A 23,953-nucleotide genomic window follows, 5' to 3' on the forward strand; every position below is an offset into this window, starting at 1 on the left:
TATCATAATAGCATAATCAGACAGCGTATCATTTACTATTGATACACTTTTATATAAATACATTGGTAAATTAAAACAATGATTCAGTTAAAAACAATAGAGGAGCTCCGCCTGATGAAGGAGAGTGCCAGACTGGTTTCCAAGACACTGGGAATGCTGGCAAAAGAAATTAAACCGGGAATCAATACCTTATATCTGGATAAATTAGCACACGATTTTATTAAAGATCATGGTGCTGAGCCTGCTTTTCTAGGATATGGAGGCTTCCCGAATTCTTTATGTATTTCTCCGAACGAACAGGTGGTTCATGGTTTCCCTAATAAAGATATTGTAAAAGAAGGAGATGTTCTTTCCGTAGACTGTGGAGTAATTCTGAACGGTTTTGTGGGAGATCATGCCTATACTTTTGAAATCGGGGAAGTAAAACCCGAGGTAAAAAAAATGTTGCAGGTAACTAAAGAATCTCTTTACAAAGGAATTGAGCAGTGTGTACGAGGAAAAAGAATCGGAGATATTTCCCATGCAATCCAGGCACATTGTGAAAAAGAAGGCTATGGGGTAGTGAGAGAATTGGTAGGACACGGTTTAGGCAGAAAAATGCATGAAGATCCACAGGTTCCTAATTACGGAAGACAAGGAAGCGGAAAAGTAATTAAAGACGGTCTTGCGATTGCTATCGAACCCATGATTAATCTTGGAACTGAAAAAGTGAAGTTTCATAATGACGGGTGGACGGTAACAACTTTGGATAACCAGCCTTCTGCCCATTTCGAACATGATGTAGCGGTAATCAATGGTAAACCGGTATTGCTTTCTACTTTCCAGTATGTATACGAAGCATTAGGAATTGTAAGTGACGAAGAGAAGCCATTCCAATTGGATTTTTAATGAAAAAAGTAACGAAACTTTTACTCAATAAAATTCCGCGTCCGATGCTGATCAAAATGAGCATCTGGGCCAGACCTCTTATTTACCAGTTTTTCAAAGGAGATAAGTTCTTTGATCCTATTGATGGAAGATCGTACCGAAAGTTCCTTCCTTACGGATATGGAAAACAACGGGAAAATGCACTTTCTCCCGGTACTCTAAGTCTCGAAAGACACCGCCAGATGTGGCTGTATCTTCAGAATGAAACAGATTTTTTCATCAAAAACTATAAAGTTCTGCATATTGCTCCCGAACAGGAGTTTTTGAGAAAGTTCAAGAGAATGAGAAACCTGGATTACATCTCTGCAGATTTGTTTTCTCCCATTGTGGATGTAAAAGCAGATATTCTGGACCTGCCTTTCGCAGATGAAAGTTTTGATATTGTTTTCTGTAATCATGTTCTTGAGCATATTGAAGATGATGGCAAGGCTATGAGTGAGCTTTACAGGGTGATGAGACCCGGTGGATGGGGAATTTTCCAGGTTCCCATGAAAAATTCATTGGAAAAAACCTACGAAGACTTCTCTATCAAAGATCCGAAAGAACGGCAAAAGCACTTTGGTCAATACGATCATGTGCGCTGGTACGGAATGGATTACTTCGACCGTTTAAGAAAAACCGGTTTTGAAACCGATCCTAATTTCTATTCCCAGAAATTCTCCGATGAGGAAATAAAAAAATACGGATTAAGGCATAATGAAATCCTTCCCGTAGTTTTCAAAAAATAATAAAACCGTCTTCAACTAGAAGACGGTTTTATATTGATAGATAGAAGTTGTTTTAAAAATATGTGGTGAAGGATTTTAGTGAGAAACAGATTTTAAACCTACTACAGACCCAATCAGAGTAACGATAAAAAATACTCTCCAGAAGCTTACCGGGTCTTTAAAAAAGAAAATTCCCATAAGAGCTGTTCCTACAGCACCAATACCGGTCCATACGGCATAAGCGGTTCCTATCGGCAGAGTTTGTGTTGCTTTGATCAGAAGAACCATACTGATGGTCATCGTTACCAGAAATCCTGCATACCAGTAATACATTTCAGATCCCGATGTTTCTTTGGCTTTCCCCAGACATGAAGCAAAAGCTACTTCAAATATTCCGGCAATGATTAAAATAATCCAGTTCATTTTCTTAAATTTTTCTACTGCAAATTTCAGGATTCGAAAGGGAAAAAAATTTTACAAATGATAAAAAATGAATTTTCAGGCTTAATTTCAGAGATGGAGAGGAATTAATATTAATCTGAGTTCGGGTTAAGGAGTTTAAGCATACAGACTGGAAGATGGAAGAAGGAGGTTGGAAGTTACTTTTAGTTATAGATGATGAAAAAGCCACTATAAAATCAAATTAACTAAAAAAAATAACTATTTATTATTGATGAGCTTGAAATCGTCCCTCTTCCATCCTCCGGCTTCCTAACTATTTGATTTCTGCCCTTATCCTGCTCAGGCTGACTTGTGTGATGCCCAAATAAGAGGCAATATGCCCCAACTGAACTCTTTTCAGAAGATCAGGACTGTAAGTAATCAGATCTTTATACCGTTCCAGAGAGGTTTTAAATTGTCTGGAAATAATCAATTCTTCGGATTTTATCATTTCCGATTCAGCCAGTTTTCGTCCCCAGTTCGCAATATGGATATCTTCGTTAAATAATGTTTTGAGGTTTTCTGTTTCCAATCTGTACAGATCACAGTCTTCCAGAAGCTCAATACTTTCATAGCCGGGTTTATCTTCAACGTAACTTTTCATTGAGATCACTGTTTGGCCCTCACTTCCGAACCAGAAGGTGATATCATTTTCCGCAGTAGTAGCATAAGCCCTGGCAATACCTTTCCGGATGAAATAGACGTAAGGAATAATCTTATCTGCCTCCATAAGACAGAAATTTTTAGGGTATGAAACTTCAGTAATATGTTTCTTTAAACTCATTCTGGAAGCTTCAGGAAGAACATATATTCGGTCAAGGATCTGGTCTATATTCATAAAAAGAATTCTGGTTTTCAAAAATATCAGTTTTAGCCTATGCAATACAATAAAATACATTCATTTTTTACAATTTAGATACTCACAAATCATTTCCGAGAACTGTATCAGTAAATAAAGCTTTTTTCTTCCTAAAATTGGAGATAAACCCTGAAGACCGGTTTTGTTTTAGTAACTTTGCAGTTCGTAATATTATTTTTATGCATAAAGCTGGATTTGTAAATATAGTCGGAAAGCCTAATGCCGGAAAATCTACCCTGTTGAATCAATTGATGGGAGAGAAGCTGGCAATTGTAACACAAAAGGCCCAGACAACCCGTCACAGAATTTTTGGAATTTATAATGAAGATGACCTACAGATCGTATTTTCTGATACTCCGGGAGTATTGGATCCAAAATACGGGCTTCAGGAAAAAATGATGGATTTTGTAAAGGATTCTTTGCAGGATGCTGATGTTTTCCTGTTCATTGTAGATGTAACCGATAAGGCAGAACCTTCAGAGTTTTTAATTGATAAACTGAATAAAATTCCGGTTCCTGTACTTCTTCTTCTGAACAAAGTAGATCAGACTAATCAGGAAGGACTTGAAAAACTGGTAGAATTATGGCATGGCAGAATTCCGAAAGCGGAAATTCTTCCTATCTCGGCACTTAATGCTTTCAACACAGAGATTATTCTTCCTAAATTAAAATCATTGCTGCCGGAAAGCCCGCCATATTATGAAAAAGACCAGTTTACCGACAAACCGGAAAGATTTTTTGTCAATGAAGCAATCCGTGAAAAGATCCTTCTCAACTATGAAAAAGAAATTCCTTATTCAGTAGAAGTTGTAACAGAACAGTTCAAAGAAAAAGAAGGAATTATTTTCATCGATTCTATTATTTATGTAGAAAGAGATACCCAGAAAGGAATTATTATCGGGCATAAAGGTGAGGCCATTAAGAAAGTAGGAACAGAAGCGAGACTGGACCTTGAAAAATTCTTCAGTAAAAAGATCCATCTGAATTTATTCGTGAAAGTGAAAAAAGACTGGCGTAAAAACGACAGAGATCTTAAAAATTTCGGGTACAGATAAACTAAAAACACCGGAATCCCGTTGTATTAAAAGATTTTTATTACCTTAGTCTAAATTTTTAGTAGATGAACTATTTAAACTCGAATTCCAGCTCAGTCCCTAAAGATCTTGTTTTATTAGTAGTGAGAGTATTTATTGGTTTTGCCATGCTGTCTCACGGTTTTCCTAAACTTCAGACGCTTATAGGAGGCGGGAAAATTGAATTTTATGATTTCATAGGACTAGGCCCTCAGATTTCATTGATTCTCACTGTTTTTGCTGAATTTGTTTGTTCAATACTTCTGATCCTTGGCCTTTTTACAAGGATTTCTTTAGGATTTCTGATCTTCACCATGATCATGGCTGCTTTTGTAGTACACGGGGCAGATCCTTTTGATAAAAGAGAAATGAGCCTGATATATCTGTCTGTATATCTTCTGCTGTTAGTATTTGGCGCAGGAAAGGTATCTGTGGATCACATGATAGAAAAAAGAAAAAGAGCTTCAGATTGGTAAGCTTAAATCTATAAAATTAAAGAGGCATCCCAGAAATGAGGTGCCTCTTTTGCTTTTTATGGCCTGCAGGGAGATGAAGTCGGGATGCAGTCCCAGATGGGAGATCCGTGTTCCGTTCTGCCTACTACGCAGGCTCTGTAGCCATCATCACATAAAGGAGCACTTCCTCCGATAATTGTTTTCAGATTGCTTTTGGATAATTTTCTTAAATTTTTCATATTGTTTTATTTTGAATATTAAAAGTAAGTAAAAAATATTAATTATTCACATTCATGGGATTATTTTAATAAATTTCATATCTGTTTCAAATTTCATTATATTAGTGGAAATGATTTTTTATGAAGATAAAACTGACCATCTGCCTCCTGGCATTTCTTAATTTTTATGATGCGCAGGAAAATATTGCTTATCAAAAACCATCTGCGGAAATCCTTAAACTGGCAGATTATGAGAGACCTCCCGGGGTTCTGATGAACAGTAAAAAAGACTGGGTTGTTTTTACCTACCGCCCGACTTATAAAACTCTGGAAGATCTTAACCAACAGGAACTGAAACTGGGAGGGCTTAGGATTAATCCCATAACCAATATTTCAAGTACGGTTACGTATTCAAACAATCTGAAGATCCGGAAAATCAATGATAAGGATGAAATTCAGGTAAAAAATCTTCCTTCCAATCCCAAAATAACATCTATTTCATTTTCTCCGGATGAAAAAAAGCTGGCTTTTACCAATACAACAGGAAAAGGAGTAGAGCTCTGGGTTGTAGATATGGAAACAGCTGCTGCTAAGAAAATGACCAGTGATAACCTTAATGCGAATGTAGGAACTCCTTATCAATGGTATAATGATTCACAGAATTTATTGATCAGAACTCTTCCTCAGAATAGACCTGCTCTGATTAATTCAGATAAAGATCTTCCAACAGGACCAATTGTTTCTACGGCAGACGGTAAAGTTTCGCAGAACAGAACCTATCAGGATCTGCTTAAGAATCCTCAGGATGAGAAAAACTTTGAGGTAATCACCGCTTCTGAAATTTATAGTGTTGACCTGAACGGTAACCTGAAAAAAGTAAAGGACAAGGATATGTATGTAGGTCTGAGCTTTTCTCCCGATGGAAATTATTTAATGGCAGTTGTGGTTAAAAAGCCATTCTCCTATATCGTTCCTTATAATAGATTTCCATTGACGACCACGGTGTATGATATGAAGGGAAATACAGTGAAAGTAGTCAATGAAGTTCCTTTAAATGAAGTGATGCCCAAAGGGTTTTCTTCCGTAAGAACAGGAAAAAGAAGTATGGGATGGAGAAGTGATGCTCCGGCTACATTAGTCTACGCTGAAGCACTGGATGGCGGAGATCAGTCTAAAGCTGCAGATTTCAGAGATGAGATATTTACATGGGAAGCTCCGTTTACTGCATCTCCTAAATCATTCTTCAAAACAAAACAGAGGTATGAAGGAACAGATTGGACGAATGATCACTATGCGGTTATTTCCGAGGGTTGGTATGACACCAGAAATACAAAGTCTTTCTTAGTAGATCTTAATAATTCAGAATCGAAAATCATAGAAGATAGAAATTCCCAGGACGTATACAGTGATCCGGGGAGATTTAATACCACGAAAAATCAGTACGGAAGATATGTAATTGATATGAAAGGCGGGAAATCTTATCTGATTGGTGACGGATTTACCAAAGACGGACAGCACCCTTTTATTGATGAGATGGATATGAAATCGTTGAAAAAGAAAAGGCTGTACACTTCCGATCTTAAAAATGCAAAAGAAGAAATTGTGGATATTCTGAATCCCGCAAAAGGAGAGATTCTGACAACCCAACAGTCTTCCAGCCAATATCCGAATTATTTCAAAAAGAATATTAAATCCAATAAAGCAGAGGCGGTTACCAGCTTTGCCAATCCGTTTGAAAGCATCAAGGATGTCTATAAAGAAGTGATCACCTATAAAAGAAACGATGGGGTAACGCTGACCGGAACCTTATACCTTCCGGCAGGCTATGACCGTAAGGCAAAGAAAGAAAAGCTTCCGTTGCTGATCTGGGCTTATCCTACAGAATATAAAGACAAAAATACGGCAGGCCAGAATACTCAAAACCCAAATGATTTCACCTTCCCTTATTACGGATCTTTTGTCTATTGGACTACAAAAGGATATGCCGTGCTGGATGATGCTGCTTTCCCGATTATTGGTGAAGGCAAGACTGAACCGAACGACACTTTTATTCCCCAGCTGGTAGCCAATGCTGAGGCCGCTATCAACGCAGTAGATCAGTTAGGCTATATTGATAAAAAGAAAGTAGCTGTAGGAGGACATTCTTATGGAGCCTTTATGACGGCAAACCTTCTTACCCATTCCAAATTATTTGCCTGCGGTATTGCCCGAAGCGGAGCGTACAACAGAACACTGACTCCGTTCGGATTCCAGATGGAGCAGAGAAATTACTGGGATGTTCCGGAAATTTATAATACAATGTCTCCTTTCATGCATGCCGACCAAATGAAAACTCCATTACTGCTGGTGCATGGTGACGCAGACAATAATCCGGGAACCTTTACCCTTCAGACCGAAAGATATTTCCAGGCTCTGAAAAACCTGGGAGCGCCGGTAAAAATGGTTCTTCTGCCAAAAGAAGCCCACAGTTATATGGCCAAAGAAAATATCCTGCATCTTTTATGGGAACAGGACCAGTTCTTAGAAAAATGTTTAAAGAAATAGAAAATATTTAAAGGTAAAGCCCGTTTGATACTAAGCGGGCTTTTTTGTTCCGTTGAAACTGATAAACACACTTATGAAACAATACTGTATTTTATTTTTGATTCCTGTTCTAAGCTTCGCACAGCTGTCTGAAAAAACGAATGAGATTTATAAAAAACTGTCTGAAAGCAAAATGGTAGAGTCTGCTGCCATCGGGTATGCAGGAGAAAGAAGCAGTATATTTGAGCTTTATTCTGATCTGGGTAAAAATGCATCAGATGAGGAAATAGAGTATATGGCTTATCACGGTACTCCGGTTGTAAAAGCATATGTTTCGCAAACTTTTTTTGAAAGAAAACTAAATGGTCTGGATAAACTCTTTTCCTATTATTTAAAACATAACGATTCTGTTAGGAGCAAGTTAGGGTGTGTGGGTTTTAATTCATTTCTTGCCGATGAACTCTATAAAAATGTGTTTTGGGAAAAGGATGGTCTGAAAAGTAGGATAGCTGACAAAAAATATGTCGACAGTATGAGAGCTCTCAAATATCAGGATGAGTTACTGGATCAGATGGATCAGAGAGAAATCAGATGGGCTGAAACCGAGCTTGATTCAGTTCTGATGAAATTTGAACAGCTCGTTCTTAATGATTCATCCTCAACAAAAAGCTTAGTGGAAATTATTGCAGGGGTATATCACTATAAAGAAAAAAAACGCCCCGAATATTATGAAAGACTAGCTTATTTTGAAAAGAAATACAATTCTGAAATGATAAAAAAATATCTGGAATTTTGCGGAAACTGACTGAAAACACAAAACCGCTTTCAAACAGCGGTTTTATTATTTACAAATGTTTCAGCACTTCATTAATGCTTTTCAGCTCCATGAAATGTTCGTGTTCAAGAGTGTTCTCATGCTGTTCATGAGCCCAGGTGATATGATAAGGAATATGGGCGGCAGATCCACCGATTTCTAAAACAGGCAGAATATCAGATTTTATGGAGTTACCAAGCATAAGAAAATTTTCAGGCTGGCAGTCCAGATGTTTCAGGAGCTTTCTGTAATCGCTTTCCTTTTTGTCACTCATGATCTCAATATGATGGAAATATTCCTGCAGTCCCGAATTTTTAAGCTTACGTTCCTGATCCAGAAGGTCTCCTTTTGTAGCTACTACCAGACGGTATTTTCCTTTCAGGCTTTCCAGGGTTTCGGTAACACCTTCCAGCAGCTCTATGGGTTTTTGAAGCAATTCCTGACCAATCTCAATGGCTCTGTTAACCAGCTGAAAATTAGCTGTGCCTCCTGAAACCCTGCTTATCGTTTCAATCATGCAGAGCATAAAACCTTTTACACCATATCCGTAAAGATGGAGGTTCTGCATTTCCGTTTTGAATAATTCCTGGGAAACAGAGTGCTGAGGCAGATAATCTTCGAGCAATACACAGAATTCCTTTTCTGCTTCCTGGAAATAAGGTTCATTAATCCAAAGTGTATCGTCTGCGTCAAAAGCAATGGTGGTGATGTGATTATTCATTTTAGTTTTTGTATTTTTCTTACCGCAAAATTCAGAATAAAAAATAAACAAGGAAAGGACATTTGTCCCGGATATCATATGTTACGAACCAATCAGTTATTTTTAGATTATATAGAAAGCCTTTATGATAAGGAAGAAAATAAAAGAAATATTATGTTGAAATCTTTTTCGAAAGGAGAAGAAATATTGGTTCAGAACCAGAAACCTTCTCAGATTATGTTGATTAAAGACGGGATCACCAAATGTTTTTTTGTGGAGGAGAACGGCAAAGAATATATCGTGGAGTTTCTTGGAAGGGGAGAGATCATCGGGGAAATAGAACTGATCCGGAATATTCCGTGTTTATGCAGTATTGAAGCTTTAACGGATGTCTGTGTTTATACTTTATCAATTTCTTATTTCCAATCTCTGATTAAAAGCGATCTGGCTCTGAATAATCTGCTGCTCGATGTATTTGCACAAAGGATTGTCAATACTTCCAGCCGTGCATCCTACCAGCAGCTTTATACAACGGAACATACTTTGGGACAGCTTCTTGAACTGCAGGCACAGCAGGGGATTCATCTTTCAAAAGAAGATATGGCGGCGTATCTGGGAATTACAGTAAGAAGTTTAAATAGAGCTTTGAAGAACTTAATTTGATTAAAGGGCTGGAAGCTGGAAGAGGGACGCTGGAAGTTACTTTTAGCTATAATTACTAATTAAATTACTTAAACAGATAAATAATAAATCAACAGCTATTATTGATGACTTTCATAACTTTCTTCTTTCGTTTTCCAACTTCAAACCTACCTGAATTACAAATTCTTATTCCTAATTAATGTTTATTTAATTTTATTTGCTCTTGTTTTTATAGGGTGTTTTTGTGTTATTTGATTGAAATTTAATTCCATATTGTTTTTATTTAGGGGGTGTTGTGTAATTTTATTAATTTTGAATAAAAAATAATGAACGGGATCACATTCAGAAATGCGGCATTACAGGACCTTGGGAAAATTGTTGAAATATACAATTCAACCATTGCTTCGAGAATGGTAACAGCAGATGTGGAGGAAGTTTCGGTAGAAAGTAAGCATCAATGGTTTGATGAGCATCATCCGGACACAAGACCGCTTTGGATGGTAGAAGATCATGAAGGCAGGATAGTAGGCTGGGTAAGCTTCAGCTCATTTCATGAAAGAGCTGCTTACAGCGGAACGGCAGAGGTCAGTATTTATCTGGATGAAAGCTGCAGGGGAAAAGGCTATGGCAGGGAAATTCTTCAGTATTGTATAGATAACGCTCCAAAATTCGGAATTCATACCCTTGTTGCTCTTATTTTCCTACACAACGAACCAAGCCTGAAACTCTTCCGGCACTTCGGATTTGAAGACTGGGGAACATTACCAGATGTTGCCATTCTGGACGGTGTGAAAAGAAGTCTGAAGATTTTGGGACGAAAAGTAGAGTAAATACAAAAGCGGCCTGTGTGACCGCTTATATTTTTCTGACAATATTATAAAAACTCATTGTCGACCCCTAATTAACCTCATTTCGGGATAAGAAAATCAAACTTATATTAAGTGCTATAATTTGATGATCAAATTATAAATTTTTGTAAAAAAATATGATTTTATTTGAGCTTTTTAAGTGCTCCATAGGAGTACTCTGTTCATAGAATTTAGTACATGATCTAAGGAGAGCTCCGTAGGAGCGACCTGATAATTATAGTTATTAATATGTGGTCTGATAGAGCTTTAATGCGAACGAAATTTGAAATTCATACCCTTGTTGCTCTTATTTTCCTACACAATGAACCAAGCCTGAAACTCTTCCGGAACTTCGAATTTGAAGACTGGGGAACATTACCAAATGTTGCCATTCTGGACGGTGTGAAAAGAAGCCTGAAAATTTTGGGATAAAAAGTAGAGTAAATACAAAAGCGGCCTGTGTGACCGCTTATATTTTTTCTGACAATATTATAAAAACTCATTGTCGACCCCTAATTAACCTCATTTCGGGATAAGAAAATCAAACTTATATTAAGTGCTATAATTTGATGATCAAATTATAAATTTTTGTAAAAAAATATGATTTTATTTGAGCTTTTTAAGTGCTCCATAGGAGTACTCTGTTCATAGAATTTAGTACATGATCTAAGGAGAGCTCCGTAGGAGCGACCTGATAATTATAGTTATTAATATGTGGTCTGATGGAGCTTTAATGCGAACGAAATTTGAAATTCATACCCTTGTTGCTCTTATTTTCCTACACAATGAACCAAGCCTGAAACTCTTCCGGAACTTCGAATTTGAAGACTGGGGAACATTACCAGATGTTGCCATTCTGGACGGTGTGAAAAGAAGCCTGAAAATTTTGGGATAAAAAGTAGAGTAAATATAAAAGCGGCCTGTGTGACCGCTTATATTTTTTGTTTACGAATATTATATTTACGAATAATATCTTAATCCAATCATTTTATTCTGATTTAAAATAGGCTAGATTCACAAGCTGAATCCTCCAGTTTTGTAATCGTTTAATGATTGCATTCAGATCTCTTTTTTCATTTAATGCTAAAACTCCATGATAAATAGGGTAGAGATTTGGGTTCAGGTTATGTTTGCTCAATTGTTCAGAAGCATCAGGATTCCATTTTATATATTTCGCCAGTGAAAAAATCAGGTCAATAGCTGGTTCTGAATGATAGAGCTGAAGATAGTCTTTTTCTTTTGAGGGTTCCACCTTAAAGCTTCCTATAGTCTTTTCTAAATAGTCCTCGAAAGCAAGAATAGCCAGTCTGTAAATTAATTCATGTTCATATTTCTCATCTAATGTTCCCCACCAATCAATGCCAAGTTCTTCTGATCTTAGGTGAGTAACCGCTTTGTTGACCCCTTCAATAATGATTTCCAGCCTTGAAATATTCTGGTCATAATTAAGCATCATCCCATGAATCTGTTCTGTTGTTAGCATATTGGTTTATTTAAAAACAGGCTGCTTATCTTTCTCAATATAAATATACCGCTCCTTAATTCCGTTCTGCAGCATTGCTTTTTTACTGTTCAGTTCTGCAATAGATTCTACCGTTTCATTTTTAAAATTGGCTTTGTTGCCGTTTTTTACCCCCTCTGCAAATATCCGGGTAGGATCTGCATACAAATTTTCAACATAGGTATTGAATTTTTCGTTGGTTATGGGAATCGCCTGTTTACCATAATGACTTTCCATAAAATCTTTGGTATCGAATTCCGTACTCAGCTTTTTATTGTTAATCAGTTTATAAACAAAATTCTGGTCTGCATCTTCGAGGATAAAGATTAACCCCGGAAGACCTCTGAACTTATAAGGACCTTCTTTGATATTCACTTCATTGGAAAACCAGGCCGTCCAAGTTCTGCCTCCGAAATCGGTTGTGGCCTTCTGAAGTTTATAACCGTTGTATTCCTGTGTTTCCTGAAGCAGTTTCCATTTCATTTCATCATTTGTTTTTACAATGAAATAATCATGGAAATCTCTATACCAGTTATTTTTGAAGGAATCCGGTTTTCTCTCAATAACCTGATCAGTTCTGGTACTGTAACGTGAAGTGGTTCCACGATCCAGTTTATTGATAGAATCGTATTCAGCGAATCTTTTATCGTAAAATTTAACGGACTTAGGACTGATGTCCAGATTCATCAGACTTTCCCTGTAATCTTCCGAAGCCTCTTTTCTGAACTGAAGCTGGTAGGTGAATCTGTTAGTTTGAGACTGATAAAAAGAACCTGCATATAAAGCCAGCAGGAATAGTATTTTTTTCATGGTATCGTTTAAAATAAGATGGTTCAAAAGTAGTAAAATAAAATAAAAAAACGCAGAGTTTCAGGCTCTGCGTTCATTTTTATAGAAGTACTTTTTATAAGGTCTGCTTAATCCTCTTTGCAGACATATTTAAGAATCGTTTTACCAGGAATACAGCAGAAACCGTAAGTCCCAGTCCCAGAGCAATCCACATCCCGAAAGCACCCATTTTTAAAGTGACACAAAGGAAATATCCTAATGGAATGGTAATAACCCAATAAGCGATAAAAGTGTAGATGGATGGTATTTTTACATCCTGTAATCCTCGAAGCATACCAAGAGCAGTCACCTGAATTCCGTCTGAAAGTTGGAATAGGGCAGCAATGATCATGAGTTTAGAAGCTAAAGTAATCACCTCAATCTCTTCTTTCTTGGTAAAGAACGTAGGAAGGATATTTCGGCCTAAAATAAAGACCAATCCGCAGATACACATAAAAATAAATGCGATCTTCAGGTTGTTGATTCCCACTTTTCTTAGCTCAACAAAGTTTTGTTCACCTAATTTTCTTCCGATCATTACTGTTGACGCTACACTGAAACCAACACATAGATTGAAGGTGAATGAGGCCATACTTAATGCAATCTGGTGAGAAGCAATATCATGAGCAGAGATCAGTCCGCAGATGAATGCAGCTCCCGCAAAAGCAGTTACTTCAAAGAACATCTGTAAGGCTGTTGGTAATCCCAGTTTCACCATTTTATCAAACATTTGCTTGGAGAAATCCTGAATTTTTAAAGAAAAATCCTTGATATAACGTCTTGTTTTCTTCTCTTTTACCAATACAAAATACAGGAACACTACCATGAAAATTCTAGAGATCAGCGTTGCTAAAGCAGATCCTTTCACACCCATTTCCGGGAAGATCCAAAGCCCTTTGATGAAAACATAGTTTAGTACAATATTGATGATATTGGCAATGATGGTAGCCTTGGTAACTCCTATGGTATAAGATAGCCCTTCAGAAACTTCACGCAGGGTCTGGAAAGCCATGAATGGGATCATACTGATCGCCATAATACTGAGGAAGTCCACTGTGTTCGGGATAATCTTTTCCGGCTGTCCGGAGTGATAGAGCAGAGGCATCGCTAAAAGCAGAAGCCCCATCAGGATGATCCCTACAGACATATTGATGACAAATCCGTGGCTGAATACAGAGTTAATGGTCGCATGATCCTCTTTGGAATGCGCCTCAGAAACCAGCGGCGGTATAGCAAATGAAAACCCCAGCGCCAGTACAAATATGGAGAAAAATACGGCATTCCCCAATGAAACAGACGCCAGTGCATCTGCTCCTAAAAGTTTTCCGACAATAATATTGTCGAATAAATTCACCGAGACCTGCCCCACCTGTGTAAGCATAACAGGAAGAGCCAAAGTCAGGCATTCTTTCGTATAATTTTTGTTTAAAAAGTTCATAGTATTTTATGATTCATATAGTTATATCTTCAATAGTTCCAAAAAAAAAATTTGCAGTAAGGCTACTGCAAATTTTTATAATTTATTTAATGTTTAATTAAATTATTTCCTTACAAAACTTGCAACATCCTCCTCAGAAACAGAATTTCCGCCAAGAATAATTAATCTTTCCACCACATTTCTAAGTTCTCTGATATTTCCGGTCCATGAAAGCGCTTTTAGAGCTCCAATAGCCTTATCATCAAATTTTTTCACAGCAGTACCATGTTCATCGGCAATCATACCGGAGAAATGCTCTACTAATAATTTAATATCTTCCTTTCTGTCATCCAAAGGCGGAACATAAATTTCAATCACAGAAAGCCTGTGGTAAAGATCTTCTCTGAATTTTCCTTCTTCAATTTCCTTCTGCATATTTTTGTTGGTAGCCGCAATCACTCTTACATCTACCTTTATTTCCTTATCGCTTCCTACCGGAGAAACTTTACTTTCCTGAAGAGCCCTCAATACTTTAGCCTGAGCAATAAGGCTCATATCACCAATCTCATCCAAAAAGATGGTACCACCGTTGGCTTGCTCAAATTTTCCTTGCTTATCCTTAATTGCTCCTGTAAATGAACCTTTTACGTGTCCAAATAATTCAGATTCAATAAGTTCAGACGGGATTGCCGCACAGTTCACTTCCACCATTGGACCTCTTGCTCTTTCACTCTGGTTATGGATGGCGTGAGCTACCAGCTCTTTTCCGGCACCGTTAGGTCCTGTGATCAGAACTCTTGCATCTGAAACAGCAACCTTTTCAATCATATCCTGAATTTTCTTAAGGGCAGAAGATTCACCAATCATTTGATATTTTTTGTTGACCTTCTTTTTTAAGGTTTTATTTTCAGTCTGAAGATTTTTGTTCTCTTTCTTTAAAGACTCTTTAGCCAGTGCATTCTTTACGCTGGTGATCAGCCTGTTGATGTCAATGGGCTTGGAGATGAAGTCGTATGCACCTTCCTTCAGACAGGAAACAGCAGAGTCGATATCTGCGTGACCGGAGATCATGATAAAAGTGGTTTCAGGTTTCAGCAGAATACTTTGTTTTAAAAGTTCAGTTCCTGAAAGTTTAGGCATCTTGATATCAGAGATCACCAGTGCGAAATCTTCTTTTTCTATCTGTTTATAACCTTCAAGGCCGTCTTCGGCAATAATGAATTCATAATCAGTAAGTTCATCAGAAAGAATATTATGTAATACTCCTGAGATTGCTTTTTCGTCTTCTACAATAAGGATTTTTTGCATAGTTGCAAATTTAAATTTTTTGATTCAATTATTAGCAAAAACCATACCTAAAAATTCTATTTTAAATAATCTCTTCTGCCGAAAATTGCAGATCCAACCCGTATGGAATTGGCTCCGCATTCAATAGCTGCCGGAAAATCATCGCTCATTCCCATTGATAAGGTTTCCAGTGTTTTTGATTGACTAAATTCATCAAAAAGAGCTTTTAAAATTGAAAATTCTCTCCTGATCTGCTGTTCATCGTCTGTGAATGTAGCCATTCCCATGAGTCCGGTAACCTCAACATTTGGAAAATCACCGTTAAGATATTTTTCAAACAAATTTCTGGCTTCAGGAATGTCAAGTCCGAATTTGCTTTCTTCCTCAGCAATTTTTACCTGAAGAAGTACTTTGATCTTCCTGTTATGCTTTCCTGATTCTTTGTCGATCTCAGAAAGAAGTTTTTCAGAGTCCACACTTTGAATGGTATCTATAAAAGAAGCGATATACTTCACCTTGTTGGTTTGCAGATGTCCGATCAGATGCCACTGGATATCTTTAGGAAGAAGCGGATACTTTTCCATTAATTCTTGCACCTTGTTCTCTCCAAATACCCTTTGTCCCAGATCGTAAACCTCCTTAACAGCCTCAGCCGGATGTGTTTTTGAAACAGCTACCAATTGTACTCCTGCCGGGAGATGCTGTAGTATTGCGTTATAATTTACTTTAATATCCATAAATGCAAATTTCAGAATAATAAAAACAAAAAACTAATGAATCTGCAAAATAGTTGAGAGACATTAGCTGATGATGTACAGGGTAGTTGATGATGAATGTCTAGATTCTAAGGCATCATACTATTAATTCAGAATCTCGTTGATCTTAGGATATTGTGATATTTTTCTGAACACAAACTTGTTGCTCTTCTGTAGTTTTTCAATAAACATATCCAGCTCGTTGATAGAATCTGCGTCTCTGAGGTATTGATCGTGGGTCAGGAAAACAAGATGTCTCGAAGTCTTTTCCAGATCATTCAGGAAGATGCTGTCTACTTTTCTCAGCATGGCTTCATGGCTTCCTTTTAAAGTCATTTGCGGAGACGGTCTCCATTCAAGATCCCATCCAATCACTTTATATCCTGCTTTTTTGAGACCATTGGCAGCCTCAGTAGAACTCTTGATGTCTGTTACATTAATATTGTTAAGCCTCCAGATGTTTCTTCCCGGAGTTCTTGCTATTTTATCATAAAGCTTAAGGCTGTCTTTTGCAATGTTAAAATCATGAACTACAGCATCCGCATTTTTATAAAAATCGGTGTATTTATTATGAGCGTGTGTAAAACTGTGATTAGCCAGCTCAATCAATGGATTGCTTTTTAAAAGTTCCATATCATCTTTCTGTTTTTTGCTGCCATAAGCATGTTTTCCAACTAAAAATGCCGTAGCACACACATTTCTTTTATTAAGGATTCTGATGAGATTTTCTGTACCCTGATTGGGACCGTCATCAAAAGTAAGATAAATGACCCTTTTATCCGGATCTATCGTTTCTTCATCAGACCCGGGAACTATTTCTGCGGGGGGATATTCCTGTGAAATGACCTGTTGGGATTCTTTCACATCAGTTTTGTAATTACAGCTGTTTAGTAAAAATGAAGTTGCACTCACCAATGCAAGCATCCCTAGAAAAGTCTTGTTTACTGACTTTTCCGCAAAAATTTTTCTCATAAAGATAATGGAATTTTAAATTGTTAAAAAATCGTTAAAATTAACATGTAAATGTTAACAAAATATATGCCAGTATTTGTTAAAAATCTGCTTTTTAAGGTTATTTTAAGGTGCTTTCTTTTTAATGTTTTTTAACTAAAATGTTAAAATTTAGTTTATGTTTGATTATCTTTATTTTTTAACATTTATTGATGTTGACAATATTTCTATTAATGCTTTTTCTGATGAATAATACATTCTTCTTTTCCTGGTGATTTATTTTAATTGAAAACTTTATACAGATTTGAAGTTGGGAGCGGGAAGAGGGAAGTTATGGAGGTCATAAAGAATAGATTGATCTCTTTTTTTAGCTGATCTGATTTTACAGAGGTTTTCAGTATCTATAACTAAAAGTAACTTCCAACCTCCTTCTTCCATCTTCCAGTTTTATTATTTCTTAAAGTCTGCTGGAATAATGCTATTCTTCTTATATTCGGAACTTATTTTGAAATCATGAAACTCAAATACCTATTTCTGCTGTTGGCCGCAGGAAAATTATCTGCTCAACAAATATCAGGAACAATTGTTACCGAAAAGCAATCTCCAGTTTCCGATGCAAGAATTGGAGTTGAAAATACAGATATTGGAGATGTTACAGATAGACAAGGAAAGTACATAATCAATCTCGAGGGTATTGAAAAAAATAAAATCTTAAAAATAGCAGTGAATGGTTATGAGCCCTTTCAGATGAATATTTCAGCGTTTGAAGCATTGGAAAATCATACTATTGTTCTTAAAGAGAGGGCTATTGAAATAGATAAGGTGGAAATTACCCCTAAAAAATACGTTCTGAAAAATTTTGGAACCAGAAATGCAAAGAGAAGCTACTGCGGCTACAACTCGGAAGATGCGTCCAAATTGTTCAGGGAATATGCTATAAGGGTTAAGAATACTAAAAGAGTTAAGGTGAAGGGAATTAATGTTAATCTGGCTTTTTTTACATTGGAACAGCCTGTTACATTAATCTTTGACATTCAAAAATCTGAAAATGGTTTTCCGGGGGAATCTCTGGCCAATGAAACGCTGAAAATGACTGTTACCAAGGATGATGTTAAAAATAATATGGTTTCTCTTGATGTGAGTGATAAAGGAATCTGGATTAATGAAGATTTTTTTGTATCAGTGAGAGTTTCTGAAGATTTTAAAGGGAAACTTTATCTGGCAGGAAATATTTTTGCATTTTCAAAGAATACCTATTACAGAAACTATTTCGGAGAATGGAAAAAGTTTTCAGCGGGTGAACCTTCCATTAATGTGGATGTTCTGGTAGAAAAATGAAAACTCTAAATGTTTTTCTTAGTTTAATCCACTTCTAAAAGCTTTTTTAAATACAAAGCATTATTGATGGCCGCTGTTCCCCAGGTATTATTGAAAAATATAAAGACTTTCTTTTCCGCTTTGAGCATTTCTTCTGCAAGATCATTAAGGAAGCTATAACTATATTCAGATTTGTAAAGGATAGGTTTTCCATGAAGCCTGTAATAAAGAATTCCAGGATGATTAATGATGATATCCTGCGGGAGATCGCCCGGAAAGCTGACACCGGAAAAAATAATCTTGTGTTCTTTTAATAAGGTAAAGACATTTTCCTGCCACCAGGAATGATGACGGAACTCAATGACATTAATATATCCGAAATTAATATTGTTGAGAATCAGGTCCAGATTTTCCGGAGAATTTTTAAAAGAAGGCGGGAACTGATATAAAAACCCGGAAAGCTTTTCTTTTAAATGATCAGCAATATGACTGGAGAATTCTGTAATCTCTTCTTTACATGCTTTCAGACGTTTTTCATGCGAAATGATTTTTGGGATTTTGATGAAAAACCTAAAATGATCAGGGGTTTCATTATACCATTTCAGAAGAGTTTTAGCAGTTGGCTTACGGTAAAAAGTTGAATTGATTTCCACCGAATTAAAGACTTGTGAATATAAAGTAAGAAAGTCTTTACTTTGGGCATTTTCAGGATATAATGACCCTTTCCAGTCATTATTATAAAATCCCGAACATCCAATGTAAAGACTTTCTTTTTTCATGTGATGTAAAATTGAGGTTAATAAACCGTTTTTATCTTTGCTTAATATCCAGATCTACAGAATTTAATCTTAATGAATTCAGGATCACAGATAAAGAACTGAAACTCATGGCTGCCGCGGCAATCATCGGAGACAGCAGAATTCCAAAGAATGGATACAATAATCCTGCCGCAACCGGAACTCCCAATACATTATAGATGAATGCAAAGAACAGGTTTTCTTTAATGTTTTTAAGAAGCTTTTCACTCAGAAGTTTTGCTTTGGCTACTCCTAAAATATCTCCTTTCAGAAGGGTGATTTCTGCACTTTCAATGGCTACATCAGTTCCTGTTCCCATAGCGATTCCAACATCAGACTGGGCTAAAGCAGGGGAGTCGTTGATTCCGTCCCCGGTCATGGCTACAATCTTACCTTGCTGCTGCAGTCTTTTTACTTCGTTTAATTTATCTTCAGGAAGGCAGTTGGCTTTGAAATGTTGGATGCCCAGCTCATCGGCAACTGCTTTTGCTGTGTGTTCATTATCTCCGGTCATCATCATGACATCAATTCCTTCATCCATCAGCTGTCTGACTGCTTTTTTGGAGCTTTCTTTAATCTTATCTGTAAAGCTGATGAAACCTAATACAATTTGATCCTTTGCAATATAGGAAATGGTATGTGCTTTTGACTGTACTTCTACCGCTTTTTGTTTTAAATGTTCAGGAATGCTGAGATTATGGCTGGTCAGAAGACCTTCGTTTCCTAAATAAACTGTTTTTCCATTGATATTTCCTTTTACTCCTTTCCCGGAAATGTTTTCAAACTGATCCACTTTTTCGGCAGAAATATGCTCTTCTTTTGCTCTTTTGATTACGGCGTTCGATAATGGATGTTCTGAATTCTGATTCAGTGAAAATGCCAGTTTTAGCATCTGGTTTTTGTCTTCACTGCCGGTTGTTTCAATATATTCCACAGACGGCTTTCCTTCTGTAAGAGTACCGGTTTTATCCGTAATTAAAACATTTACTTTATTCATCTGCTCAAGGGCTTCCGCATTTTTGATCAGGATTCCGTTTTTGGCTCCTTTTCCGATCCCTACCATTAAAGACATGGGCGTTGCAAGGCCAAGTGCACACGGACAGGCTACAATTAAAACCGCTACGGCGTTAACAAATGCGAAAAGGCTTCTTTTTCCTTCCGGTCCGAAAAATTGCCATAGAACAAACGTAAGCACCGCAATCAGAATAACTACCGGAACAAAAACTTTGGAAACTTTATCGGTTAGTTTTTGAATAGGAGCCTTACTTCGGCTGGCTTCATTAACCATTTTAATGATTTGTGAAAGAAGGGTTTCATCACCTACTTTTTCAGCTTTCATTATAAAAACCTGATTTCCGTTGATGGTTCCCGATGAAACTTTATCATCAATATTTTTCTCTACAGGAACGGGCTCTCCGGTAATCATACTTTCATCCACTACAGAATTTCCTTCAATGATTTTTCCGTCTACCGGAATTTTTTCTCCCGGCTTTACTTTTAATAAATCACCGATTTTAACCTGGGAAAGAAGAACTTTCTTTTCCTCTCCGTTCACCATAAGATTGGCTTCATCAGGTGAAAGGTTCATCAGCTCTTTAATGGCATTTCCTGTTTTTTTATGCGCTGCTGCTTCCATAAGCTGCCCTAAAATAACCAATGTTAAAATAACACAGACCGCTTCAAAATATAATGGAATCTCATGATTATGTCCACGGATTTCATGCGGGATAATATCCGGAAAAGCAATAGCGGTTATACTGAAAATAAAAGCAGCTGCAACCCCCAATGCAATAAGACTGAACATGTTTAAGTTCCATGTTTTGAAAGAAATCCAGCCTCTTTTCAATAAGAACCATCCTGAATAAAACATAACAGGCAGCGTTAATATAAGTTCTATAATTCCCTGTATCTGATGAGAAAAAGGGAAATTAATAAACATTCCGCCCATCGAAAGAATGAAAACAGGAATGGTAAAAGCAAGGGAAATAAAGAATTTCTTTTTTAAGATATTATAGGTTTCGTCCTCTTCATCGTCTCCGCTGTCAGGCATTCTTACGAGGTCCATTCCACAGATAGGGCAGCTTCCCGGTTCATCGCTGATGATTTCCGGATGCATCGGACAGGTGTATTTTGCGGTTTTTTTTTCGGGGTATTTTACCAGATCCATTCCACAGACGGGACATCCTACATTGGAGTCATAGGTTTTATCCCCTTCACAGTACATCGGACAATAGTATCTTCCTGCCATTTCATCTGTTACTGTCGGTGCTTCATGATGATGGTGTCCGTGATGATGGTCGTGTGAATGCGAATGTGAATGGTTGTGTTGTGAAGCATTCTTTACCAGTTCTTCAGTGATGGGCTCCAGGTGCATATGGCAAACCGGGCAGCCTGTATCTGAATTGTAGGTTTTATCCCCTTCACAGAACATTGGGCAATAGTATTTTCCAATATTATTTTTAAAACTTTCCGGTAGGTTTGATGAAGAGTAAGTAGGTTTGTGATTGGGATCTTTAGCGTGTTTTTCTTCAATAGGTACGAGGTACATATTGCAAACCGGGCATCTTTCACCTTGTTTAAAGTATACTTTATCTCCTTCACATTCCATCGGGCAATAATATACTGAAGAAGGGGAAACTCTGTCCTGAGGCTTTACAAATGCCTTTTCCGGTTTTTCCGGGTCTTCCAGTCTGTATTTTCCTATTTCTGATAAAGCCTGATTTAAAGCTGAAAGCTCAATTTCGTGATCGAAAGTGATGGTTGCTGTACTGTTTTCCAGATTCACATCGGCTTTAACACCGTGAACACTGTTGAGCTTTTCTGAGATTTTTTTCTGACAGCCGGAACACGTCATTCCGAGGATATTATATTGTCTTTCCATGATCCTTGAATTTTATAGTACAAATTTCCAAAAACGGAACTTAAGCCTGTTATAAATTTAAGGATAATAGTTATAGAATTAGGAAAGGTTATTGAGATGAGGGTTTTATAGGTTTAGAAAAGAAAAAGAATTTGAGAGAGTGGGGAAGCCTGTGAGACTGTTTTCCCTTTAAAATAATTATTTTACTCATATTATCTCTCTCAAACGATCTGACTTTAGATTTTCTTTTTACTTAGACGCTGTCCAGCGGTTTCCTGTGATGATCTTTAAGTTTTTTGAATTCAGTAGGAGTAAAGCCTGTAATGGTACGGAATTGTGTAGACAGGTGCTGAACACTTTTGTAACCAAGCTTGCCTGCAATTTCCGTAAGGTTGAACTCATTATACAACAGAAGCTCCTTAACTTTTTCAATTTTCTGCAGGATAAAAAACTGTTCGAGCGTGATATTTTCGTTTTGAGAAAAAGTTTTTGAAAGAGAGCTGTATTCTTTATGAAGTTTTGAACTTAAATATTCAGAGAGGAGAAAGTTTTCGTCAATATCCATCCCGCTGATCTTGATGATGATGATGTTCTTAATCTTATCAACCAGCTGATGGGCAGAATCTTTAATCCTTTCAAAGCCTGTTTCCAGCAGTTTTTCTTCAATCTGATGCATAACTCCATCTGGAATTTCAGCTTCTGTTTCGGCTTCTCCAAGAATAACTGAATGAAGCGGCGTCCCGGCATCGTTAAATATTTTTTCAACGGCAGCAATACATCTGTTGCATACCATGTTCTTGATGAAGATCTTCATGGCTTGCTCAGTCTGTCTTTCACAAATTCAATCTGGGTTTTTCCGTGAGGAGCCGGATTTCCGTCAGCATCAAGGTTTACCATAACAATTTTATCAACGGTGATAATGGTCTGATGGGTCATTTTGTTGCGGACATCACATCTTAAGGTAATGGAAGATGATCCGAAATGTACAGCTTCAATTCCTATTTCAATAATATCTCCCTGTTTGGCAGAGCTTACGAAATTGATCTCTGAGATAAACTTCGTAACTACTTTTGTGTTTTCCAGCTGGATGATGGCGTATAGAGCAGCTTCTTCATCAATCCATTGAAGAAGTCTTCCTCCAAAAAGTGAATGATTGGGATTCAGGTCTTCGGGTTTTACCCATTTTCTGGTATGGTAGTTCATGTCTTTAATAATTTGCATGACAAATTTAGTGTTTAAAACCGGGTTTATCAAGGAAATACTATTTACTGATCTGAAGAAAACCATTCATTTTCTCAATCATTTTCTTTTGGAGCGCATTGCTTTTACTTTAACAACTGAGCTGTCATTTAACAATTGCTGGTATTCCTGGCTTTCTGCGGGATAAACAGCTACTTTTCCTTCCTTATTATGATGAAACCCGAATCCGTAGCGTTTGGCTAACGGAGAAGATCTCAGACATGGCTGCCCTTTTGAGAAAAACCTAATTCTTTCTGATTCTTTTTCACTTTCAGTAATATCATTCTTTAAAGCATAGCATTCAAAAATAATGTCATCTGACGAAAACTGATACGGATGTCCGGAAATTATTCCATACTGAAGGCTGGCTAATGTTTTTTCTTTCTTTTCAGGCGGGATTTGTGCCTGAGACACGGGGCAGTCTTCCGCCGTTTCAATAAGAGTATTGAGGTAATTGGTGGTATGCTGTTTCACATTAACGGATTTTTAATGACTCTAATATAATCTAAATTGGGATAAGATTATAGGAGGGAAGTAGTTGGCCTCAGATCACAAGTTCATGCTTCCCTCTTTCAGGGTATGATTTCTTATTCCTTATATTCCAGGATGTCTCCGGGCTGGCATTCGAGGGCTTTGCAGATGGCTTCAAGAGTACTGAATCTTATGGCTTTTGCCTTTCCGGTTTTCAGAATAGAAAGATTGGAGAGTGTAAGATCTACTTTTTCCGAAAGTTCGTTCAGTGACATTTTTCTTTTGGCCATGATGACATCTAAATTTACAATAATCGGCATAAC

27 protein-coding genes are annotated in these 23,953 nt (G+C 37.1%); 11 read left to right on the plus strand and 16 right to left on the minus strand.

The window, feature by feature from the left end:
* The first annotated feature begins 78 nt into the window (after positions 1-78).
* Positions 79-888 (plus strand): type I methionyl aminopeptidase, encoded by an 810-nt coding sequence (gene map / locus FW768_RS01845; protein ID WP_153391857.1) that lies wholly within the window; start codon positions 79-81, stop codon positions 886-888.
* Entirely contained in the window at positions 888-1,655 is a 768-nt protein-coding gene (locus FW768_RS01850; RefSeq protein WP_153391859.1) for a class I SAM-dependent methyltransferase, read from the plus strand. The genes map and FW768_RS01850 overlap by 1 nt, the downstream gene beginning before the upstream one ends.
* A 75-nt stretch (positions 1,656-1,730) precedes the next feature.
* Here FW768_RS01850 and FW768_RS01855 read toward each other — a convergent pair whose 3' ends face one another.
* Together FW768_RS01855 and FW768_RS01860 are read right to left on the minus strand one after the other, a co-directional pair.
* The gene (locus tag FW768_RS01855) at positions 1,731-2,057 is read right to left on the minus strand and encodes a DMT family transporter (RefSeq protein WP_153391861.1); all 327 of its coding nucleotides are present in this window, start codon (positions 2,055-2,057) and stop codon (positions 1,731-1,733) included.
* 292 nt (positions 2,058-2,349) lie between these two features.
* A complete protein-coding gene (locus FW768_RS01860) occupies positions 2,350-2,913 on the minus strand; it encodes a Crp/Fnr family transcriptional regulator (protein ID WP_153399736.1) in 564 nt (187 codons plus the stop codon).
* Between the two features lie 200 nt (positions 2,914-3,113).
* On the opposite strand from FW768_RS01860, the gene era reads away from it, so the two are divergent.
* Both era and FW768_RS01870 read left to right on the plus strand, forming a co-directional pair.
* A complete protein-coding gene (gene era, locus FW768_RS01865) occupies positions 3,114-3,989 on the plus strand; it encodes a GTPase Era (RefSeq protein WP_153391863.1) in 876 nt (291 codons plus the stop codon).
* A 65-nt stretch (positions 3,990-4,054) separates the two neighbouring features.
* Positions 4,055-4,483: a DoxX family protein gene (locus FW768_RS01870; RefSeq protein ID WP_153391865.1), complete on the plus strand. Its 429-nt coding sequence runs from the start codon at positions 4,055-4,057 to the stop codon at positions 4,481-4,483.
* 56 nt (positions 4,484-4,539) lie between these two features.
* On the opposite strand, the gene FW768_RS01875 is transcribed toward FW768_RS01870, so the two are convergent.
* Positions 4,540-4,701 carry a bacteriocin-like protein gene (locus FW768_RS01875; protein ID WP_153391867.1) on the minus strand — a complete coding sequence of 54 codons (162 nt, stop codon included), beginning with the start codon at positions 4,699-4,701 and terminating at the stop codon, positions 4,540-4,542.
* Between the two features lie 120 nt (positions 4,702-4,821).
* Between FW768_RS01875 and FW768_RS01880 the strand changes: the two genes are divergently transcribed.
* Together FW768_RS01880 and FW768_RS01885 are read left to right on the plus strand one after the other, a co-directional pair.
* On the plus strand, positions 4,822-7,224 hold the full coding sequence (locus FW768_RS01880; protein ID WP_185151922.1) for an alpha/beta hydrolase family protein: 2,403 nt from the start codon (positions 4,822-4,824) through the stop codon (positions 7,222-7,224).
* A gap of 73 nt (positions 7,225-7,297) precedes the next feature.
* A complete protein-coding gene (locus FW768_RS01885; RefSeq protein ID WP_153391869.1) occupies positions 7,298-8,008 on the plus strand; it encodes a hypothetical protein in 711 nt (236 codons plus the stop codon).
* 40 nt (positions 8,009-8,048) lie between these two features.
* On the opposite strand, the gene FW768_RS01890 is transcribed toward FW768_RS01885, so the two are convergent.
* Positions 8,049-8,738 carry an HAD family hydrolase gene (locus FW768_RS01890; protein WP_153391870.1) on the minus strand — a complete coding sequence of 230 codons (690 nt, stop codon included), beginning with the start codon at positions 8,736-8,738 and terminating at the stop codon, positions 8,049-8,051.
* Positions 8,739-8,816: 78 nt separating this feature from the next.
* Here FW768_RS01890 and FW768_RS01895 point away from each other — a divergent pair, with 78 nt between their 5' ends.
* The 4 genes from FW768_RS01895 (at position 8,817) to FW768_RS01910 (ending at position 11,102) form a co-directional block, all read left to right on the plus strand.
* Positions 8,817-9,380 (plus strand): Crp/Fnr family transcriptional regulator, encoded by a 564-nt coding sequence (locus FW768_RS01895; RefSeq protein ID WP_153391872.1) that lies wholly within the window; start codon positions 8,817-8,819, stop codon positions 9,378-9,380.
* Between the two features lie 305 nt (positions 9,381-9,685).
* Positions 9,686-10,189: a GNAT family N-acetyltransferase gene (locus FW768_RS01900; RefSeq protein WP_153391874.1), complete on the plus strand. Its 504-nt coding sequence runs from the start codon at positions 9,686-9,688 to the stop codon at positions 10,187-10,189.
* A 288-nt stretch (positions 10,190-10,477) separates the two neighbouring features.
* On the plus strand, positions 10,478-10,639 hold the full coding sequence (locus FW768_RS01905; protein ID WP_231128611.1) for a GNAT family N-acetyltransferase: 162 nt from the start codon (positions 10,478-10,480) through the stop codon (positions 10,637-10,639).
* A 301-nt stretch (positions 10,640-10,940) separates the two neighbouring features.
* Positions 10,941-11,102: a GNAT family N-acetyltransferase gene (locus tag FW768_RS01910; protein ID WP_231128612.1), complete on the plus strand. Its 162-nt coding sequence runs from the start codon at positions 10,941-10,943 to the stop codon at positions 11,100-11,102.
* A gap of 93 nt (positions 11,103-11,195) precedes the next feature.
* Here the strand turns inward: FW768_RS01910 and FW768_RS01915 are convergent, their stop codons facing one another.
* The 6 genes from FW768_RS01915 to FW768_RS01940 form a co-directional block, all read right to left on the minus strand.
* Positions 11,196-11,690 carry a hypothetical protein gene (locus tag FW768_RS01915; protein ID WP_153391876.1) on the minus strand — a complete coding sequence of 165 codons (495 nt, stop codon included), beginning with the start codon at positions 11,688-11,690 and terminating at the stop codon, positions 11,196-11,198.
* Between the two features lie 6 nt (positions 11,691-11,696).
* Positions 11,697-12,518, minus strand: coding sequence for a GLPGLI family protein (locus FW768_RS01920; RefSeq protein WP_153391878.1), 822 nt, complete (start codon positions 12,516-12,518; stop codon positions 11,697-11,699).
* A gap of 94 nt (positions 12,519-12,612) precedes the next feature.
* Positions 12,613-13,974 carry an MATE family efflux transporter gene (locus tag FW768_RS01925; protein ID WP_153391880.1) on the minus strand — a complete coding sequence of 454 codons (1,362 nt, stop codon included), beginning with the start codon at positions 13,972-13,974 and terminating at the stop codon, positions 12,613-12,615.
* A 102-nt stretch (positions 13,975-14,076) separates the two neighbouring features.
* Entirely contained in the window at positions 14,077-15,261 is a 1,185-nt protein-coding gene (locus FW768_RS01930) for a sigma-54-dependent transcriptional regulator (RefSeq protein WP_153391882.1), read from the minus strand.
* A 56-nt stretch (positions 15,262-15,317) separates the two neighbouring features.
* On the minus strand, positions 15,318-15,977 hold the full coding sequence (locus FW768_RS01935; RefSeq protein ID WP_153391884.1) for a YggS family pyridoxal phosphate-dependent enzyme: 660 nt from the start codon (positions 15,975-15,977) through the stop codon (positions 15,318-15,320).
* Positions 15,978-16,100: 123 nt separating this feature from the next.
* Entirely contained in the window at positions 16,101-16,967 is an 867-nt protein-coding gene (locus tag FW768_RS01940; RefSeq protein ID WP_153391886.1) for a polysaccharide deacetylase family protein, read from the minus strand.
* Between the two features lie 492 nt (positions 16,968-17,459).
* Here FW768_RS01940 and FW768_RS01945 point away from each other — a divergent pair, with 492 nt between their 5' ends.
* Positions 17,460-18,284: a carboxypeptidase-like regulatory domain-containing protein gene (locus FW768_RS01945; RefSeq protein ID WP_153391888.1), complete on the plus strand. Its 825-nt coding sequence runs from the start codon at positions 17,460-17,462 to the stop codon at positions 18,282-18,284.
* Between the two features lie 23 nt (positions 18,285-18,307).
* Here the strand turns inward: FW768_RS01945 and FW768_RS01950 are convergent, their stop codons facing one another.
* The 6 genes from FW768_RS01950 to FW768_RS01975 all read right to left on the minus strand — a co-directional run bounded on the left by FW768_RS01950 (position 18,308) and on the right by FW768_RS01975 (position 23,950).
* A complete protein-coding gene (locus tag FW768_RS01950) occupies positions 18,308-19,042 on the minus strand; it encodes a DUF72 domain-containing protein (RefSeq protein WP_153391890.1) in 735 nt (244 codons plus the stop codon).
* A 31-nt stretch (positions 19,043-19,073) separates the two neighbouring features.
* A complete protein-coding gene (locus FW768_RS01955) occupies positions 19,074-21,941 on the minus strand; it encodes a heavy metal translocating P-type ATPase (protein ID WP_153391892.1) in 2,868 nt (955 codons plus the stop codon).
* A 232-nt stretch (positions 21,942-22,173) separates the two neighbouring features.
* Positions 22,174-22,734 (minus strand): helix-turn-helix domain-containing protein, encoded by a 561-nt coding sequence (locus FW768_RS01960; protein WP_153391894.1) that lies wholly within the window; start codon positions 22,732-22,734, stop codon positions 22,174-22,176.
* A complete protein-coding gene (locus FW768_RS01965; protein WP_062699151.1) occupies positions 22,731-23,123 on the minus strand; it encodes an acyl-CoA thioesterase in 393 nt (130 codons plus the stop codon). Before FW768_RS01965 ends, FW768_RS01960 begins: the two co-directional genes overlap by 4 nt.
* Before the next feature lie 96 nt (positions 23,124-23,219).
* Positions 23,220-23,633 (minus strand): DUF6157 family protein, encoded by a 414-nt coding sequence (locus FW768_RS01970; RefSeq protein WP_153391896.1) that lies wholly within the window; start codon positions 23,631-23,633, stop codon positions 23,220-23,222.
* 113 nt (positions 23,634-23,746) lie between these two features.
* A complete protein-coding gene (locus tag FW768_RS01975; protein ID WP_153391897.1) occupies positions 23,747-23,950 on the minus strand; it encodes a helix-turn-helix domain-containing protein in 204 nt (67 codons plus the stop codon).
* Between the last annotated feature and the right edge of the window lie 3 nt (positions 23,951-23,953).

Source organism: Chryseobacterium vaccae (assembly GCF_009602705.1).
In the GTDB taxonomy this organism is placed as follows: Bacteria; Bacteroidota; Bacteroidia; order Flavobacteriales; family Weeksellaceae; genus Chryseobacterium; species Chryseobacterium vaccae.